The organism is Pelotomaculum propionicicum, from assembly GCF_048984525.1.
Classification (GTDB): domain Bacteria; phylum Bacillota; class Desulfotomaculia; order Desulfotomaculales; family Pelotomaculaceae; genus Syntrophopropionicum; species Syntrophopropionicum propionicicum_A.
Map to the genome: position 1 here is coordinate 1 of NZ_JBMGJC010000023.1, position 17,061 is coordinate 17,061.

Genomic DNA, 17,061 nt, shown 5'->3' on the forward strand with positions numbered 1-17,061 from the left:
AAGGATGCGCGTTTTATCTTCGAATTTCCGCCGAAAATCTTCTTTAAGCCTACATTCGAGAACTACAGCTATCTCGCCGAGACTTGGCCTGAATTTTTTTCATCCTTATGGAACAGCACATTGGTGACGATCGGCTCGGCCTTGCTCACTGTCGTGGTTTCCTTTTTCGCCGGCTATGCTTATTCGAGGTTCCATTCCCGCAGGCTCACCATGTCGGCCTTTTTTTTGCTGGTGATCCGAATGTTTCCGCCCATTATCATCACAATTCCTCTCTACCCCATAATCAGGGCATTAAACTTATTTGATAAACATATAACGTTGGTACTTTTCTACTCGGCTTTTTATGTGAGTCTGGGAACATGGCTGATGAAGTCTTTCATGGATCAGATTCCGAAAGAACTCGAAGAGGCGGCATATATGGACGGTGCCACCATGCCCCAGATTCTGGGAAAGATCATTTTCCCCTTGGCGTTGCACGGCATAATGGCTACGGCCACCTTCGTGATAATTTACGCTTGGAAGGAATACCTCTTCGCGATGCTTTTTACGACGACGAAGGCTAAGACAGCGCCGTTGATAATCGGCGAAATGCTAGGCTCGGTTACGGGAGTGCAATGGGGAAGTCTTTTCGCCGCGGCGACGATACAGTTGATCCCCATTCTTGTCTATATTTACTTCGCCCAGAATGTGCTTATAGAAGGGGCGACGGTAGGATCGGTGAAAGGATGAGTTCGAATACGCGCTGCGATTTCGTCATACGCGGAGGTCGAGTCTTCCTGGACAAGCCTCCATATTGGATCGAGGCCGATGTCGCCGTAAAAGACGGCAGAATAGAGGCGATAATTGAGGCAAAATCGCGCAATGCTAACGCGACACGAGGCCTTGAAGCGCTATATGTCGCGGATACGGAGTATTCCGCCACGGGACAGATGCTGCTTCCTGGATTGGTCGATTTTCATACCCACGTCTATTGGGGAGGCACCCCTCTGGGAATCAATCCCGACAAGTTGGCCCCACTTACCGGCGTCACGACATGGGTGGATATGGGGAGCGCCGGGGCGGGCAACTTCGAAGGTCTTTACTACCATGTTCTGAAGCGATCGGAGCTCTCTATTTTCTGTTTTCTGCATCTCTCCTATATAGGCCTCGTACCTGTCGGAGATACTAAGCTCCGGTTCGGCGAACTTTTCGATTCGCGGCTCGCGGACGTATCCGAAGCCGCCAGGATCTGCAAGGCTTTCCCGGATGTGATAAAAGGCTTGAAAATCAGAATCGGCATGGAAAGCTCGCTCACCGAAGGCCTTGCCTATTTGGATATGGCGCTCGCTCTCGCAGAAAAGCTCGGGTTACCCTTGGTGGTCCATGCTACTTCCGCTCCGCCGCGCACCGCTGAGGTGCTTTCTCGCTTGAGATGTGGTGACGTATACACCCATTGTTTTTCTTCTTCCCCGACATCGGGCATCATCGAAGAAAGTGGGAAATTAATCCCTGAAGCGATAAAGGCAAAAAAACGGGGAGTTCGTTTCGATCTGGGCTACGGAGCCCGGAGCTTCGATTCGGTGACAGCCAGAAAGGCAATTGAGCAGGGGTTTTTCCCGGACTTTGTCTCTTCTGATCTGCATGCCTACAGCCTGGCTTCGACAATCTCGGGCCTGCCGGCCGCGATTTCTTCACTCTGCAGGGCAGGGCTTCCGCTGGAAGAAGCCATTCTGGGTGCTACTGCGCGGCCAGCTGATTATCTCGGTCTCGGTGTTGATAACAACCTGGGCAGAATCAGGGCCTTTCCGGGGAAGGCCGGGCGTCTCCAAACTGGAAGCCCGGCCGATATTTGCCTATTGTCCTGGTCCAAGGAAGAGGCAGAACATGTGGACGGTTCAGGAAGACTCAGCAGGGGACCGTCGCTGGAAGTAGGGGCTGTGTTCCGCTGCGGCCGGCGGTTGGAAAGTTTCGACGACGGGCGGAGGGAAGCCCGATGGAAACCCGGTCTTGTTACGCATAGATAAGAATTTTAGCCGCTGAAGTAAGAGGGACTATCGTGAAAGATGTTTACAGCGAACTAGGAATCCCTAAGGTGATCAATGCCTTCGAGGTGGTGAGCATGTATGGGGGTTCGGTTATGAGACCTGGGGTCGCTGAGGCCATGGCCGCGGCGGCGAGGGGCTTCTACCATATCCCTAGCCTGAACGCCGCCGTCGGGCGCCGTTTGGCGGAGTTGACTCATAACCAGGCTGCCTTGGCCAGTTGTGGCACCGCGGCTTCGCTTGCTCTGGCCGCCGCGGCCGCCTGTCACTCAGGTCGCGATGAAATCATCGTTTTTCGAGGGCAGAGAAATCCCTACGATCAGGCACTTACACTCTGTGGCGCTCGACTGATTGAAATTGGCTACCCGACCCACAAAGCAGAAAAGCGAATGCTTGAAGCGGCCATCAGCGCTAGAACCGCAGGTTTAGCCTATTTCGCCGGAGGGATCTTCGAGCGTTACGCCCTTAGCGTCGAAGAATGCGCCGAGATATGCAAAAGCCACAACATACCCTTGATCGTGGATGGAGCCGCCCAGGTGCCGCCCAAGGAAAACCTCTGGAATTATACCCAAAAAGGCGCTAGCTTGGCCCTCTTCTCAGGCGGCAAGGGTATCCGTGGTCCGCAGAACACGGGAATCATCGTCGGCGAACCAGAATGGATTGATCGGATTGCTGCTATATCCGCTCCCCATCAAGCCTTTGGCAGACCTATGAAAACCTCAAAAGAGGCTATCGTCGGGCTGCTAAAAGCCGTTGAGCTTATGATGGAAGAGGATTATGAGGCTTTTTATAAGACCATGTACTCAGGTCTGGAAAGCCTGATTTCCAAGCTGTTCTCTGCCGCCGACCCGATTCCGGATATCTTTGAGGCTCCCTATATTCTTCCCACGGGACGGCATGGGCAGCCTTACCCCAGGGCCGTGTTCAGCCTGCGCTCAACCCGGCCTGGTGCGCGAAAGCGGTTTATGAAGGCGCTTATGGAGGGAGGCGAGCCCCCTATCTTGGTAGGTCCATTGGACGAGTCCGAAAGGGCTTTTTACGTGAATCCCTTCGGTTTTCAGAGCGATGAAGAATACAGCATAGTCGCGGCTCGTATCCGCGAGGAATCTTGGAGGTGGAAAGACAATGGCGCATAACGAAATGAATGAGCGGTTCCTGGCTCACCCTAAGCTGAGCAAGTACGATCCCCTGAAACGGATCATCTATTTCGACGATTTCGACGAAGGCATCAACGGTTGGACCGAACTCATCGGCAACTATGAGGATAATCTGGACAGCCTCCTGCCTGGCTACAGGGATCTGCGGCCACCTCAGCTTTCTTCTGTCTCGATGTGGGATTCGGGCACCGTAGGCTCCTTGGACGGCACTTACGCCCTTAAGATCGCCACCAGGGCAAAGAAAGGGCACCAGGCAGTGAGCATAAAACGCACAACCTTCCGTCATGCCGGACCGTTACGGATGGAAACGTACTTCACCTTCAAGCCCGAGGCTAATGTATTGAGCCTTTCCGATACCGCGGTTCGCTCGGTGGGATTTTTTTTCGACCTCCAGGACTCTAGGGAACGCATAATGCCCCATATCCGCTATTTAAACTCCTTGGACGGCCAGAGGCAGTGGAAGTGGCAGTACAAAAAAGACACCGTGCCCTTCCATGACATAGGCGAACGGAGCGAGACAGTCTCGCATTATCATCTTGATCCTGCGGGTTGGTTGGATATTCCTGACGGAGAGCAAAAACTTTGTTACAACGAAATCCCGACCAAGCACAACTGGCACTACCTGCGGGTGGATTTCGACCTGAAAGAAATGAAATATCTGGCCTTGCAATGCAATGACAGGGAATTCGACGTCTCCGGCCTGGACAGCATGCACATTCCGGCGATGAAAAACCTCTGGTGCATGCTCAATCTCGCCTTTTTCGCCGAAGCCGACGAAGATAGGCGGGTCTTCTTCTACCTGGATTCAATCCTGCTTTCGGGGGATTTTTAATATGATTAATACAAGCTATAACGCGATAGTAGAGAGGAATATCGGATGGAAGGGCGCTTTCGCCACCGAACCCTATGAGTGCGGCTGGGCTAAGGAGGCTATCTTTTTCGTCCGCGCTTTGGGCGATGCCATGTCCTGTGAGGTGCCAGGAATCGCCAAAATTCAAATCTCCCCCGATGGTATCCACTGGATCGACGAAGGTTCAAGCTTTGCCCTTCCGCGGTTCAAAGACCAGACCAGCTTCTGCAAGATATCCCATTTTGGCAACTGGCTTCGCATCGCCGGTGATACCGCCGGCGCCGAACTGAAGGTCCTGGTTACTCTTTCTTTGAAAAGTTAGCCTGAAGTCGGGGTAACAGGATCTCCCAAGTTTTGCCTGGGAAAGTAAGCGGCGGTTAATCGCGATATAGAATGTCGAAAAACAGCATCCCGCTTTGCGTGAGTCCGCGACTAGCCCACGGGCATCGCTTTTGGCAGCTAACTTAATAACAATTAGCTATATAGTTACCACGATTCTGTTTTTTCGCGTTGATAGTTTTGTGCCGTAAGGCGTGCTCAATTCCACAAGACGATCAGCGATTTCCTTTGCCGTTTTTTCGTCAGCCAGGTTCGGATAGCCTCGCAAGCCAGGTCCGGCTGCGAATCCCATTTCCAACGGATAGAGAACAAGACGGCATAGTTTTCCGTCCTCGAATTCCATGAAGGGCATTATCGCTCGGAAGTTCATGAAATCACAGTTCAGCCCTCTTGTGCCGTTTGCCGATCGTATAGCGATAGCCTGTTCTGCGGTATACTCTGTGGGAATATCATATTTCTCATAGTAATCCTGCGGCATATAATGAGAAGCGTCGCTTTGAAAAATAAAATTTGCGATTGAATAAAAAATCGGTTTGCCCTTGTATATTTCGATCGCTTTAAGCTGATGCGTGCCGCTCCCGATTACCGCCGACGCTCCCCAATCGATACAGGACCTGGCAAATTCTTCCAAGAAATAATCAGGCTCATCATCCGTCAGGCCTTTTATTTCATGGGAATGGACAAGAACGACCAGATAGCTTGCTTCTTTAAGCGCGTTTTCGATCACATTTTTTGTGCGGGCCATGTCGTTTTTATTGCACGACGATGTTTTTCCTTCCACATCGCTTTCTTTGAAATCTATTGCGCCCAATGAGAATAATCCCGGTTTTTGAATTGTATAACCGCCTTTCTTGGAGTTGTCGATTCTTCCATTAATGCAAGTATTCTTCGCGATTTCCTTCAGCGCGTTCATGTGCGACGAATTGATGTTGTACACTTCCGAGTGGCGGAGCGGATTGAGGCCGGGCCTGCCGGGTATGGGAGGTCGAGCATATCCCGCTCTGGCGGCGTCGTCGTTTGTCGCGCATATGGAGATCAGCCCGACTTTAGACTTTCCGGCTTCTAAAAAAGCGGGCCTGGATGCCTCCGCGAGGTCCTTGCCTGCCCCTGAAAAAGCGATCCCGTGCTTTTCCAACGTGGCGAGCGTTGATTCGAGGCCGTTGTAAGAGTAATCCATAGTGTGATTATTGGCTATGCTGAAATAGTTAAAGCCGAATGCCAATAATTCTTCTAGCGTCTCGGGCGGGGAAGTAAGCCAAGTGCCACCGCAAAAGGTCGAAGCAAAACAATCATAATTGGAAAGCACCATTTCAAGGTTATTTATCCGGATATCGGCTTTATCGATAATCTTCTTAAGTTCTTTTCCTCCATTGTATTCCCTCGGCGGAGGATTCATCATTATGGAATCGCCTGTGGCACAAATACTAACTTTCATCCCCGATCCTCCTGTTAATTGTCGTCCATATCGAATACGTGTTATTCAACCAAGCCGTGAACTTTCGTTTTTATGAAGAAAACAGGCGCAATAGTGTTCTTCTCCAAGGTTGATAAGTGGCGGGTCTTCCCTGGTGCATTGCTCGAAAACATAATTGCACCGTTTAGCAAAACGACATCCGGGACTTGGGTTTACTGGACTAGTTAATTCTCCCTTGATTATCTCCACTCTTTTGTTTCTGGACGATATGTCTGGTTCTGGAATCGCAGCCAAAAGAGCTTTTGTGTACGGGTGCTGGGGGTTAGAAAACAATTCATCAACAGGAGCTTGCTCGATGCACTGGCCAAGGTACATCACGATAATTTCATCGCTGATATGCTTTACGACAGAAAGGTTGTGCGTCACGAACATGTAGGTTAGCTTATACTGTTCTTGGAGATCCATTAGCAGATTCAATATTTGAGCTTGGATGGAAACATCCAGCGCTGAAACAGGTTCATCGCACACAATAAACTGCGGATTGAGGGATAAAGCCCTGGCGACTCCTATTCTTTGTCTTCTTCCTCCGTCCAGTTCGTGCGGATAAGCGTTGGCCAGTCGCTGCGCCAGTCCTACCGTATCCATAAGTTCCGCTGTTTTATTCCAAATTTCCTTTTTCGTTTTATACGTTTTATGGATGAACATAAAATCGGCGATTATTTCCGCTACCGTTTTTCTCGGGTCAATGCTCGAATAGGGGTCTTGAAAAATTATTTGCATATTCCTTCGCATTTCGCGCATTTTTGATTTGTTGTAGGATATTATCGATTTACCGTCGAATAAAACATCGCCGGATGTAGGTTCGATGAGTCTTAAGATTGCTCTTCCTAGCGTGCTTTTCCCGCAACCGGATTCTCCGACGACTCCGATTGTTTTGCCTCTGTGGATTTTGATGGTGATATCGTCAACAGCGTGAAGCAGTCCCTTTTTGACTTTGAAGTATTTCTTCAAATTTCTTGTTTCAATAAGGGGTACGGTATTCTCGTTCATGCTTTCAAATCCTTGAATAAATGACACTTGATTGTATGGGTTCCTTGTATGGCATCTTTTGGCTGTGTTGACAGGCAAACATCCATGCACCTTGGGCATCTTGGAGAAAACTTGCACCCTTTAGGCAAGTTTGTTGGATCAGGCATCAAACCGCCGATAGGACTTAATCGGTCGGTTTTTGTCTTTAAATTGGGTATGGATCCGAACAATCCTGTCGTATAGGGGTGATGGGAAGAGCCGGTGAAAATATCCTCCAATACGCCGGTTTCAATTAATTCTCCGGCGTACATGACCCCGACTTTATCGCAAGTTTGGGCTACTATGCCGAGATCATGGGTTATCATGATCATTGAGGTACCCAGCCTTTCCTTCAGTTCGCGAATCATAGCCAATACTTGGGCTTGTATTGTAACATCCAGGGCCGTCGTTGGTTCATCGGCGATAAGGATATCCGGCTCGCAGGCAAGAGCCATCGCTATGACCACTCGTTGTTTCATCCCGCCTGAAAATTGATGCGGATAGTCTTTTTTTCTTTCCGGCTGTATTCCTACTAGCCGCAATACCTCATCTGTGCGGGCATCGATTTCATCTTTTTTTTTGTCTTTAAAGGCATGGAGAACCAGTACCTCGGCGATTTGCTCGCCTACGGAGAGAACAGGGTTGAGGCTTGTCATCGGGTCCTGGAATATCATTGCGATTTTTTCGCCGCGAATGTCCCTCATCTTTTCTTCCGGGGCTTCTAATAGGTTCTCCCCCATAAACTCGATAGAACCATTGATTACCTTGCCAGTTCTTTCGGGTAATAAGCGTAGAATAGAAAGTGCTGTAGTCGTTTTCCCCGCGCCGGTTTCGCCCACAATTCCCAGTGTTTCGCCTTTTTCTAAATCGAAGCTGATGCCGTTTACCGCGTGAACAGTTTCCAGGTCTGTTCGGTAATCTACACATAAGTCTCTGATTCTTAATATTTTTTCATCAGTTCGCATTGATATTTCCTTAAGACTTAAGACGAGGGTCGAGGGCGTCCCGCAATCCATCGCCAAGCAAGTTTAGAGACAGCGTTGAGAGCACAATCGCGAGTCCAGGGAAAACCATTAAATATGGCGCAGGGCGCAGGAATTCCCGAGCTTCCGAAAGCAAACTGCCCCATTCCGGTTCTGGCGCCTGTATGCCAAGACCCAAGAAGCTGAGGCTGGCCGACCTCATTATCAACTGAGCTGTCGTCATGGTGGTTTGTACGATCAAAGTGCCGATGATATTGGGAAGAATATGCTTTATGATTATGCGAAGGTCTCCCGCTCCGCCGGCCTTTGCGGCTTCTATGTATTCGAGGTCGACTACGCCTAGAATCGCGGCCCTGATGATTCTCACGAAGGCGGGGATTCTCGCGATCGCGATGGCTATTATCAGGTTTGTCATATTTGACCCGAGCGCCGCGACAATCGCCAACGCCATGAGGGTCGCAGGTATTGCGGAAAGAATATCCATAAAACGCATAACTATGGCGTCGAATTTACCACCGTAATATCCTACAGCGGCACCGAACAACAGACCTACGCTTAATGACGCAAGCGTGGCAAGAAAGCCTATCGAGAGCGATCTCCTGCTCCCATGCAAAACCCTGGCGAACACATCTCTGCCGAATCCGTCCGTGCCAAACCAATGATCGGTCGAGGGCCCCTGCATTCTCTGCCGAATATTCTGCTTGATGGCGGTATTATAAGGGGTAATGAATTCGGCGAAAACCGCGGAAAATATGAAAATTGAAAGCACGACCAGGCCGAACATCGCGGTCTTGCTCTTTTTTAATCGTCTCCAGATTTCTTTCAATTTGCCTTGTCGTTTAAACTGAATTGTATCATTCATGCGCTAAACCTCTATTTGGAGTATTTTGCCTTAATACGTGGATCAACTGCCGCGTAGAGAAGATCCACGCCAAGCAGAATCAAGCTGAATATAAAGGCCAAGATTAAAGTAGCGCCCATTACCGTTGGAACATCTTTGATTTTGATGCTTGTTATTATCAACGAACCAAGGCCGGGTATGTTGAAAAGTGATTCCGTAACAACCGCCCCTCCGAGCAAAACGCCAAAATTGCCGCCGGTTACCGTGATAACCGGAAGGAGCGCGTTCTTTAATGCGTGCTTCCAAATTACCAATCTTTCATTCGCGCCCTTCGCCCTGGCGGTACGAACATAATCTTGTCGAATTGTTTCTAGCATGCTCGACCGGGTGAACCGCAATTCCTGCGCAGCATAGGGGAGGCCGAGTGAAACGACCGGCAATATAAAATGCTGCCAACTGCCCACCCCGTTTGACGGAAGCCATCCGAGTTTTAGCGAGAAAAAATACATCATCATCATGCCTAGCCAGAATCCGGGCAGCGCTGCCATGAAAAGCGATATCACCGTCGGCACCGTATCCAGCAGTGAGTATTGTTTTACCGCGGATAAGACTCCGATCGGTATTCCAATGACGGAGGCGAACAAGATGGTGCTGAAAGCCAGCGTTATCGATACGGGGATCCTGCCTCTGATATTGTCGATCACCGGCAGCCTGGTCCTGTATGAAGAACCGAAATCCAGTTTGAAGACAACGTTGTAAAGATAGGAAAAGAATCTTTCTAGAACGGGTCGATTGTACCCTAACTCCTCATTGAGCCGATCAATCGCTGTTTGATCCCCTCCAGCTCCCAGTATCATGGTGCCTGGATCACCCGGGGTCAGCTGTAGTATGAAAAAAATCACCAATGCGACGCCGAGCAATATAGGAATGATCATCAACAATCTTTTAAAAAAGTATTTATACACGATCAGCTCTCCTTACGGTAATTCACTTTTTTAAAGAGCGCCCTCCGTGCCGATCAGGGCGCGGAGGGTGATCAAGTCAAAAGCTAATGCAGGGAAGTATTCCTTTACCCGATACTATTTCCAACTCCAATCATATATGTAGTAATAGTTGAGATCCAACTTGACATTGAGGTTTTTATTCCATGCGTAAGGATTGGTTTTATAGAATACAGGGATGTAGCAAGCTGTTCTCGCGATATATTCCTCAAGCTCGAAATAGATTTTTTCCCGCTTCGCCTTATCCAACTCGGCCGCGCCCTTGTTGTATTGCTGCAGGATCCATTTTGCATCGTAATCCGTGTTTTGAAATTTTAGGAATGAAGATGGGACATCGGGGCTCGTATAGCGGGTATAATAATCGTAATCGAGAACGGCATTGAATCCAGAACATAGCATATTGAACTGTCCAGCTCTCCATCCTCCTACGAGCGCCGAAGTTTCGCCGCCCTGAAGGCTGCATTTGATTCCAAAATCGGCCAACTGAGCTTGAAACACCTGGGCGATTTTAGGATAGTAGGTGGCGGTCGTATGCTGCAGAACACCAATGTCCACGCCATTGGGATATCCGGCTTTCTTGAGGTATTCTTTCACTTTCGCGGGATTATAGCTGAATTTGAATGTATTATCCGAAGCGCCGGTTATATATTCTGGATGCATCATATGATATGCTTCGTCCGCGTATCCTTCATATGCGACGATGTTGATCAATTCCCTGTCGACGGCGTAATTGATGGCATAGCGAAGGTCCTGGTTCTTGAGCACTCCGCTGGATGGGTTAAGCAGGATGTAACTTATATGGGAGGATGGAGCGAGGGTGTATTCGTATTTCCCGCTTTCGGTGATTTCTTTCCAGTTGGAAGACGGCACTCCGAAGAAGTCCAATTCCCCGTTCTCGAAGGCGATCAAGCCGGTCGACTGATCCGACATGGGGATGAAGGTGACTTTCTTGATGGCCGCTTCGCCCAAATAGTATTTGGGGAACGCCTCGAGTTCTATCCTCGTATTGCCGTCATATTTCACCACTTTGAAGGGACCGGTTCCGGCTCCGGTGATTGTGGCTCCGAATTTATTTCCCGCCGCCGTATATGCTTTTTCGCTTACTATGAATACTTGGGAAGAATTATTGAGGAATGGGGTATAGGGCTGCTTCAAGGTTATTTGCACCGTGGAATCATCGATTTTTTTGACTTCTTTTATCACATTGACGTATGGCGCGAGTACCGGCGATGCAATGGCTGTCTTGAAAGAGAAAACAACGTCCGATGCCTTTACCGGATCTCCATTATGGAAGAAGGCGTCTTTTCGCAGGTTGAACGTATATACCAACCCATCAGGGCTTGTGGTATGACTTGAGGCGATACGGCCGTGAGGTTTTGCATAGTCATCGATGTAATAAAGACTTTCGTAAATTTGCTTGAACAGCATCAAGTCCACTGTGAGAGACGTCTTGAACGGATCGAGGGTTGATACGACTCCGACGAGAGATAGGTTTACATCGGTCCTTGATGTGGATTTTTTGGATTGAGAAAAGGCGGTTGTTGGTACCGCCACTATCAATACTGCTGCGATAATGGCGAATAGTATTCTCCTTTTCATAAAAACCTCCTATTTTCGCTAGATTTCTACAAATATCCAAAATAACTGTAAGGCAGGATATACGTATTGGCCATTGCATTTCTTCTAAATAACATTGCAATTCGTACGAATACTTTTCGTCGTTTCATCAATCTTCCCATTCCAAATTCATAAGCGGGGCATGTTGTTGAGCACCGTATACGTCCCGTTCGCCCAGATCTCCGGAACCGCAGGGGCGGACTATCGTAGCTTTAATCGCCTTGGCCTGGGGGAACTTTATGATGCTTAAGACTTGGTTCTTGTCGATTTTATAAAGACGGGCGATCAAGGTTTTGTCGATAATATTCATGGAAGAGAATCTTTCGAAATCTTCAGTTCTTTTAAACAGTATATCCAAAGTGAGTTCATAGGGGCCTGAATTTTTGGACCGTATCACCGAAGCAATATCTCTGAGTTTTGTTCTCATAGTAGGCCGCCCTCTTTGAATTCATAATGCGTTCTAGGGAATATCCGCTCAGGCTCATTAGTCTCCAACAAATGATAAAGCGAGAACTTGTATACCGCGCCGACCTGAATATCAGACGGCGAATAGGGAAAAGCCAAATTGCCAGCGGTCGCTATTCGACCTTCGTATCCATGATGAAGCAGCGTTGATCGTGTTACCGAGCAAACCGTGTTTGCATTTTCCTGGGAATCCGCGACTACATCGATAACGATCCCCAATTCATGGGATGTGATTCGATCTAAGGGCTCCAGATCACCCATCACGCCATTCAGTCCGTAAAGAATGAAATCGAGTGCGTATTTGAAATCACATCCACTAAGGTTCTGAGACACTCGGACACGTAGCTCCTTGAGAATGGAATCAATTTGAGAAATGAAGATCGGGTCTCTGTTGCCGCAGACGCAAATTGTCCTGTAGCCGATTCTTTTCGCCCCTTCCAGCTTTACCGTTTTCTTTCCGCTGGAATCATATACGCTGCCCTTTACCCGAACTCTGCGGTCGGTTTCTTGAATAAAATCGCATGCGGACAGATCAAGAACTCCGCCAGGACCGGGGAGGAGGTAGGGATTTGATTTCTCGTAAAGGGTGTGGGCGGCGACCGATGTCGTCGTGCATTTTCGCTTCTCGTTGAGGGGTTCCACCGAGAATGAATCATCATACAAATACCCCATCATGCAATCCGACCCGCTGCCGGGGACGGCGGCGATGGCCGCGCATTCCAGCAACTTGCCGAGATGAATGGCAAGGGCCTTGTCATATCCCAGACGCACGGCAGGCGCCGCGAAAGGTGCCGGATCGTAACATCTCCCTGCTAGGATAACCTGAGCGCCTTCGTCCAAGGCTTTGATAATCGGTTCTATTCCCATTTGGGCGACAATGCAGGAGCTACCTTCGATGTCCTTGATCGTAAGGGGAGGGGCGGCACCGAGAGCCGTGACTCTGCCTCCATTGAACTCTCTCGTTATGAAAGCTTTATCAAACTCCGCTGAAATCGTCGAAAATTTGAAAGATAATTTGTATTCCTTCGCGATGTCGCATACTATATTGAACTCACGCTTGAGATGATTATCCCCTCCCGAACCTCCGGCGCTTCCTATGACGAGAGGTATTTCAAGTTCGCATGCGGCCTTCAGCATCAAGGTCAAATCCCGCTTTACCGCGGTCGCGGTGGTGAACGGTTTCCCGCTGCCTAAGTAATATGGACCGGGATCGCTGGAGCCTGCGTCGCAGGCGATTAAATCCGGTTTTTGGGCAATACCGAGCTTGAACGACTCTTCGGGGAACCCATAGCCGACTATTCCTGTGGGAGAAAGGATCCGGTATTCTCGCATATTCATCGCTCCTCGAATTTCGTAAAAAAGTCGCAATACTCTTCCTTACTATTAAAAAGGGGAACAAAATCATTTCGGATTTTCCTACACGCCGCGGCGCCGTCGTATAGCAGATCGATCACTGTCATCGCGGCCACCTTTGAAGGTTGGACATAGGCGAGATATTCATCGCAGATATCGAAATCATTGGTATGAGCCGGGCCGCAGGAGCCACCGAAATTCGGGTGGATCGCAGGAACGACAGAAGCCAGATCCCCCGCGTCGGTGGAAGATCCTCGGCTTTCCTCGACAAGATCATGGACAAAATGCGGGCCCACAAGGGCTTTAGCGTTTTCGGCGTAGAGCAGCCCTAATTCTCTATGCTGATGCAACGGCAGGTAAGCGCCTTGGTCATTAATCTCTACTTTCGCGCCGAGAGCTTCCGCGCCGGCGATTAGCGCGCGGTTGACCGATTTATTCGCTTCGACCATCATCTCCGCGGTGGAAGCCCGAACGCCAAGTTCCATACGTACATCGTCGGGAATGATATTCGGGCTATCGCCTCCCTTCGTTATTATATAATGGACTCTCATGTGGTATTTTTCGTCAAGTTTTTCTCTCAAGGCGTTTATGTTGTTGATGGCGCTCACCGCCGCGTGAAGGGCATTGACTCCTAGTTGCGGGGAAAGTGCGGCATGTGAGCTTTTTCCTATGAATCTTGCCGATTTGTGAAGTACGCCGTTATAGCTCTTGCTGTGGTCGAAGTACGGCTCTTTGGAATTGGTAATATGACTGCAAAGAACAGCGTCGATATCATCGAACACGCCAAGCCGGATAAATTCCTGCTTTCCGCCGAAAAATCGTATCTTTCCCGCTTTGGCCAGTTCTCTTCTATAGGATAGTTCTATTACTTCCTCGGCGGGAACGGCCAACAGCGTGATATCGCCATCCAGTTCTTTTATTAAATCACTACCGACCAATCCGAAGGCCGTACCGAGCATCATGGTCAGTTGGGCATGATGTCCACACGCATGGGCGGCGCCGGTGTCCTGATCCGCGCGGGGGTGGCCGGGCATGAGCAGGGAATCAAGCTCTCCCATGATACCGATGTTTGAGTTGTGCGACTTTCCTTTAGCGACCGCCCTCAGCCCCGTTATAGCTATGCTGTTTTCCACTTTTAGCCCAAGAGAAGTAAGAACACGCTCAACGTATGCGGATGTTTTAAATTCCCTGAATCCTGGTTCCGGCATTGCGTAAAGGTCCCTGCCGATGGTAATAAGTCTATCCTTACTTGCTTCGATAGCATCGGCCGCGATTTTCTTAAGGGCAGTCTTATCCATTGGTTCCTCCTCAATACAGTTTCGTATATTCGAAATCTTCCGGAATATCCAGCATCTTCATTGCCTCTACGCGTTTTTTATCTACCTCTCGATTCACTTTTTCGAAAAGTTTGTTGCCTTCACAATCTATATCGACCACGAACGGGCCAAGCTTTTCGAGGTTCAGGCACCATGTGGCTTCGATGGAGCCAAGTTCTTCGAAGAGTTTCACATCTTCCACGGAAATCGAATCTATCCATAAATTCGGGCTTACGCATTGCGGCGATACGTGCACGCATTTCTTTTTTTGCATCATCAGTCTTGTTTTTTCGCCCATGGTCGTTTTACCAACGATCATTCTCAATCGCCATTGATCCACCGATGCGGAACCCCATTTTTCAAAACGAATGCTCGATGTCGGCATATAAGAAATGACGTCCCAGCCGGAGTCGTTTTTCTTCATTATTGGCCCGGCGTGCAGAAGCACATTCCGCTCGCCGGGAGGGAAGGGGAGTCCATGGTTTTCATCGAAAACATATCTATGGAGCCTTGACCTGCAAGAGAATGCGGGGCCGCTGACATAAACGAGGTCGCCGATCTTAAGCTGGATAACATCTTCTTCGCTTAACGGGGCACGCAGTTCGTAGGTTTTCATCATGCCGTCCTTTTTATCTTGCTCCGAACCAATTTGGGCTTTGTAATACCTGGACAGTGCCATTGGCTAGTATCCTGCTGGTCGCCCGTCGGGCGACCATGCAGTTGCAGCTCATGGCTACGGCGATGCCCGCGATATGAGTGAACGCGTATTCGACGTTGACGCCAAACACGGATGTGTCGCCGCCAAACCCCATTGTACCTATCCCCAGCGAGTTGATGGCTTTGAAAATGGATTCTTCCAAGGCCGCGATCATCGGTTCCGGATGTTTCGAGCCAATGATTCGCAGACAGGATGCTTCCTTGGCGAGACTCGCGGCTATATTCATGGTCCCGCCTATGCCAATTCCTAGTATCGAGGGGGGGCATATGCCGCCGGATCTGGTTGCGTCTATGTAACTGTCGAGGATGAATTTTTTAATCCCCGCGGTACCGTCAGCGAAAGCTATCATTCTATAGCGAGTGCCGCCAAAGCATTCGCTTCCACCTCCCTTGGCTACGTACGTCAGTTCTAAGTTGCTGCCGCTGACAAATTTATATGTAAAATAAGGGATATTCTCGCCAATATTATTACCTGGATCATAACCGGTCAGGGGATGTTTCATCGTCGCTCGTAAATAGCCTTGGCCGGTTGCCTTGGCTACCGCTCTCCGAGTGGCGGCCTCCAGTTCGATAATTCCTCCTTCAATCAGGCAGTCATTGCCTATTTTATAGTAAAAAAGGGGCCAACCCGTATCGGGGCAGGCGGGATTATTTTTTCTTACCGAAAGTTCAATGCTCTTGAGGGTCTTTTCAAGTCCTAACCGAGATGTCGCCGATGCATCTTTTTCAATACCCCTATGAAAAGCCGCTCGAACGTCATCGGATATAACCGTCGCTCCGTTTTTTATCGTATCGAATATTGCCGACTCATAAAGACCGATGGGTATCACGATGATTCCTCCCTATTCGATCGAATTGTAGGGCCATGGGTTATTGCGGACCATTGTAATTCTTCTATATATTCTTGCATTTCGTCCAAATTCCTGTATCGCATTAAAAAATCATGGTAATATGCAAATATTGATTGTTTTTTGCGGAGCGTGACGTGAATACCAGGATCACCCTCGACTATTTCCCAAACGTCTCAAATTATTACCACATATATAAATTAAACCATAGCAAGGTAGCTGAGGTTCCGCATTACCACGATTTTTTCCAGGTATGTTACCTTTCAAAAGGAGCGATAAAACATAGGGGTGAAAAGGAAGAAGTAAACCTGATCAAGGGAGACTCTTTTATTATTCCCCCTAATTTTTCGCACAGCCTTGTGCCGGACAGCGATGATCCCGAGTTCTACTCTCTATCATTCAAGGATAGAATTTTTTATCCGAGATTCTCAAATTCGCGGGCGTATAAATTTTTAACCGCGCTTCAACTGGATACAATGGAAAAAGACCACCTCGATATTCGTCTTAAGGTGACGCTGGACGAGCATATGCAAATGACTATAGAGAGCCTTTTGGACTGTCTGGTGAGGGAGTTCCCTTTAAGCTTGCCCAGGGATCTGGCTACTGCAGGTAGTCTCATCTCCGCTATTCTTCTCGTACTTGCCAGAGCCTATTTCTCCGAGCCGACCGCGCAACAGCAATTACAGACTATCAACATATACTACAAGGCGATTATGGCTTGCAAAGATTATATCGATCAAAACTATATGAAGGATCTGGGTCTTTCTCAGATTGCCAGACAATTCGGCGTATCCCGCTCCGTCCTATGTATGCTCTTTCCCAAAATTGTAGGTAAACCTCTGAAGCAATACATATCCGAACGGAGAATAAAGCAAGCCGTAAAACTTTCCGACGCGCAGGATTTGTCTCTCCAGGAAATAGCGGAAATCGTAGGATATGAAGATTATTCGACTTTTTTCCGCAATTTCCATAAAATTATCGGAATCTCTCCGATCCAATACCGGAACAATAGAATTGACAAGAGGCAAAGTTCGGCCATGGATCAGCATAATAATGATCCATCCATACCTG

The 17,061-nt window shown here is 48.8% G+C and carries 17 protein-coding genes; 6 read left to right on the forward strand and 11 right to left on the reverse strand.

Annotated features, from left to right (window positions below; genetic code table 11):
• The 5 genes from ACOBQJ_RS16655 to ACOBQJ_RS16675 form a co-directional block, all read left to right on the forward strand.
• Positions 1–729: carbohydrate ABC transporter permease (locus ACOBQJ_RS16655; RefSeq protein WP_421072908.1), on the forward strand; the 729-nt coding region annotated here is incomplete at its 5' end.
• On the forward strand, positions 726–2,003 hold the full coding sequence (locus tag ACOBQJ_RS16660; protein ID WP_421072909.1) for an amidohydrolase family protein: 1,278 nt from the start codon (positions 726–728) through the stop codon (positions 2,001–2,003). The genes ACOBQJ_RS16655 and ACOBQJ_RS16660, both read left to right, overlap by 4 nt.
• 32 nt (positions 2,004–2,035) lie before the next feature.
• Positions 2,036–3,157 (forward strand): hypothetical protein, encoded by a 1,122-nt coding sequence (locus ACOBQJ_RS16665; RefSeq protein ID WP_421072910.1) that lies wholly within the window; start codon positions 2,036–2,038, stop codon positions 3,155–3,157.
• The gene (locus tag ACOBQJ_RS16670; protein WP_421072911.1) at positions 3,147–4,010 is read left to right on the forward strand and encodes a DUF6772 family protein; all 864 of its coding nucleotides are present in this window, start codon (positions 3,147–3,149) and stop codon (positions 4,008–4,010) included. The genes ACOBQJ_RS16665 and ACOBQJ_RS16670 overlap by 11 nt, the downstream gene beginning before the upstream one ends.
• Position 4,011: 1 nt before the next feature.
• On the forward strand, positions 4,012–4,350 hold the full coding sequence (locus ACOBQJ_RS16675; protein ID WP_421072912.1) for a hypothetical protein: 339 nt from the start codon (positions 4,012–4,014) through the stop codon (positions 4,348–4,350).
• Between the two features lie 156 nt (positions 4,351–4,506).
• Here the strand turns inward: ACOBQJ_RS16675 and ACOBQJ_RS16680 are convergent, their stop codons facing one another.
• The 11 genes from ACOBQJ_RS16680 to ACOBQJ_RS16730 all read right to left on the reverse strand — a co-directional run bounded on the left by ACOBQJ_RS16680 (position 4,507) and on the right by ACOBQJ_RS16730 (position 15,972).
• Positions 4,507–5,802, reverse strand: coding sequence for a CapA family protein (locus ACOBQJ_RS16680; protein ID WP_421072913.1), 1,296 nt, complete (start codon positions 5,800–5,802; stop codon positions 4,507–4,509).
• A 45-nt stretch (positions 5,803–5,847) separates the two neighbouring features.
• Positions 5,848–6,831 carry an ABC transporter ATP-binding protein gene (locus tag ACOBQJ_RS16685; RefSeq protein ID WP_421072914.1) on the reverse strand — a complete coding sequence of 328 codons (984 nt, stop codon included), beginning with the start codon at positions 6,829–6,831 and terminating at the stop codon, positions 5,848–5,850.
• Complete coding sequence (locus ACOBQJ_RS16690; RefSeq protein ID WP_421072915.1) at positions 6,828–7,814, reverse strand: ABC transporter ATP-binding protein; 987 nt, start codon at positions 7,812–7,814, stop codon at positions 6,828–6,830. Before ACOBQJ_RS16690 ends, ACOBQJ_RS16685 begins: the two co-directional genes overlap by 4 nt.
• Before the next feature lie 10 nt (positions 7,815–7,824).
• Entirely contained in the window at positions 7,825–8,658 is an 834-nt protein-coding gene (locus ACOBQJ_RS16695; protein WP_421072916.1) for an ABC transporter permease, read from the reverse strand.
• Positions 8,659–8,705: 47 nt separating this feature from the next.
• Positions 8,706–9,638 (reverse strand): ABC transporter permease, encoded by a 933-nt coding sequence (locus ACOBQJ_RS16700; protein WP_421072917.1) that lies wholly within the window; start codon positions 9,636–9,638, stop codon positions 8,706–8,708.
• Positions 9,639–9,752: 114 nt separating this feature from the next.
• Complete coding sequence (locus tag ACOBQJ_RS16705) at positions 9,753–11,273, reverse strand: ABC transporter substrate-binding protein (protein WP_421072918.1); 1,521 nt, start codon at positions 11,271–11,273, stop codon at positions 9,753–9,755.
• A 127-nt stretch (positions 11,274–11,400) separates the two neighbouring features.
• On the reverse strand, positions 11,401–11,718 hold the full coding sequence (locus ACOBQJ_RS16710) for a DUF4387 domain-containing protein (protein ID WP_421072919.1): 318 nt from the start codon (positions 11,716–11,718) through the stop codon (positions 11,401–11,403).
• Complete coding sequence (locus tag ACOBQJ_RS16715; protein WP_421072920.1) at positions 11,715–13,088, reverse strand: acyclic terpene utilization AtuA family protein; 1,374 nt, start codon at positions 13,086–13,088, stop codon at positions 11,715–11,717. The genes ACOBQJ_RS16710 and ACOBQJ_RS16715 overlap by 4 nt, the downstream gene beginning before the upstream one ends.
• Before the next feature lie 2 nt (positions 13,089–13,090).
• A complete protein-coding gene (locus ACOBQJ_RS16720) occupies positions 13,091–14,407 on the reverse strand; it encodes an amidohydrolase (protein WP_421072921.1) in 1,317 nt (438 codons plus the stop codon).
• Positions 14,408–14,417: 10 nt separating this feature from the next.
• Positions 14,418–15,104, reverse strand: a complete 687-nt coding sequence (locus tag ACOBQJ_RS16725; protein ID WP_421072922.1) for a fumarate hydratase C-terminal domain-containing protein — start codon at positions 15,102–15,104, stop codon at positions 14,418–14,420.
• The gene (locus tag ACOBQJ_RS16730; RefSeq protein WP_421072923.1) at positions 15,055–15,972 is read right to left on the reverse strand and encodes a fumarate hydratase; all 918 of its coding nucleotides are present in this window, start codon (positions 15,970–15,972) and stop codon (positions 15,055–15,057) included. The genes ACOBQJ_RS16725 and ACOBQJ_RS16730 overlap by 50 nt, the downstream gene beginning before the upstream one ends.
• 155 nt (positions 15,973–16,127) lie before the next feature.
• On the opposite strand from ACOBQJ_RS16730, the gene ACOBQJ_RS16735 reads away from it, so the two are divergent.
• Positions 16,128–17,061 (forward strand): AraC family transcriptional regulator (locus ACOBQJ_RS16735; RefSeq protein ID WP_421072924.1); only part of this gene is annotated, 934 nt, incomplete at its 3' end.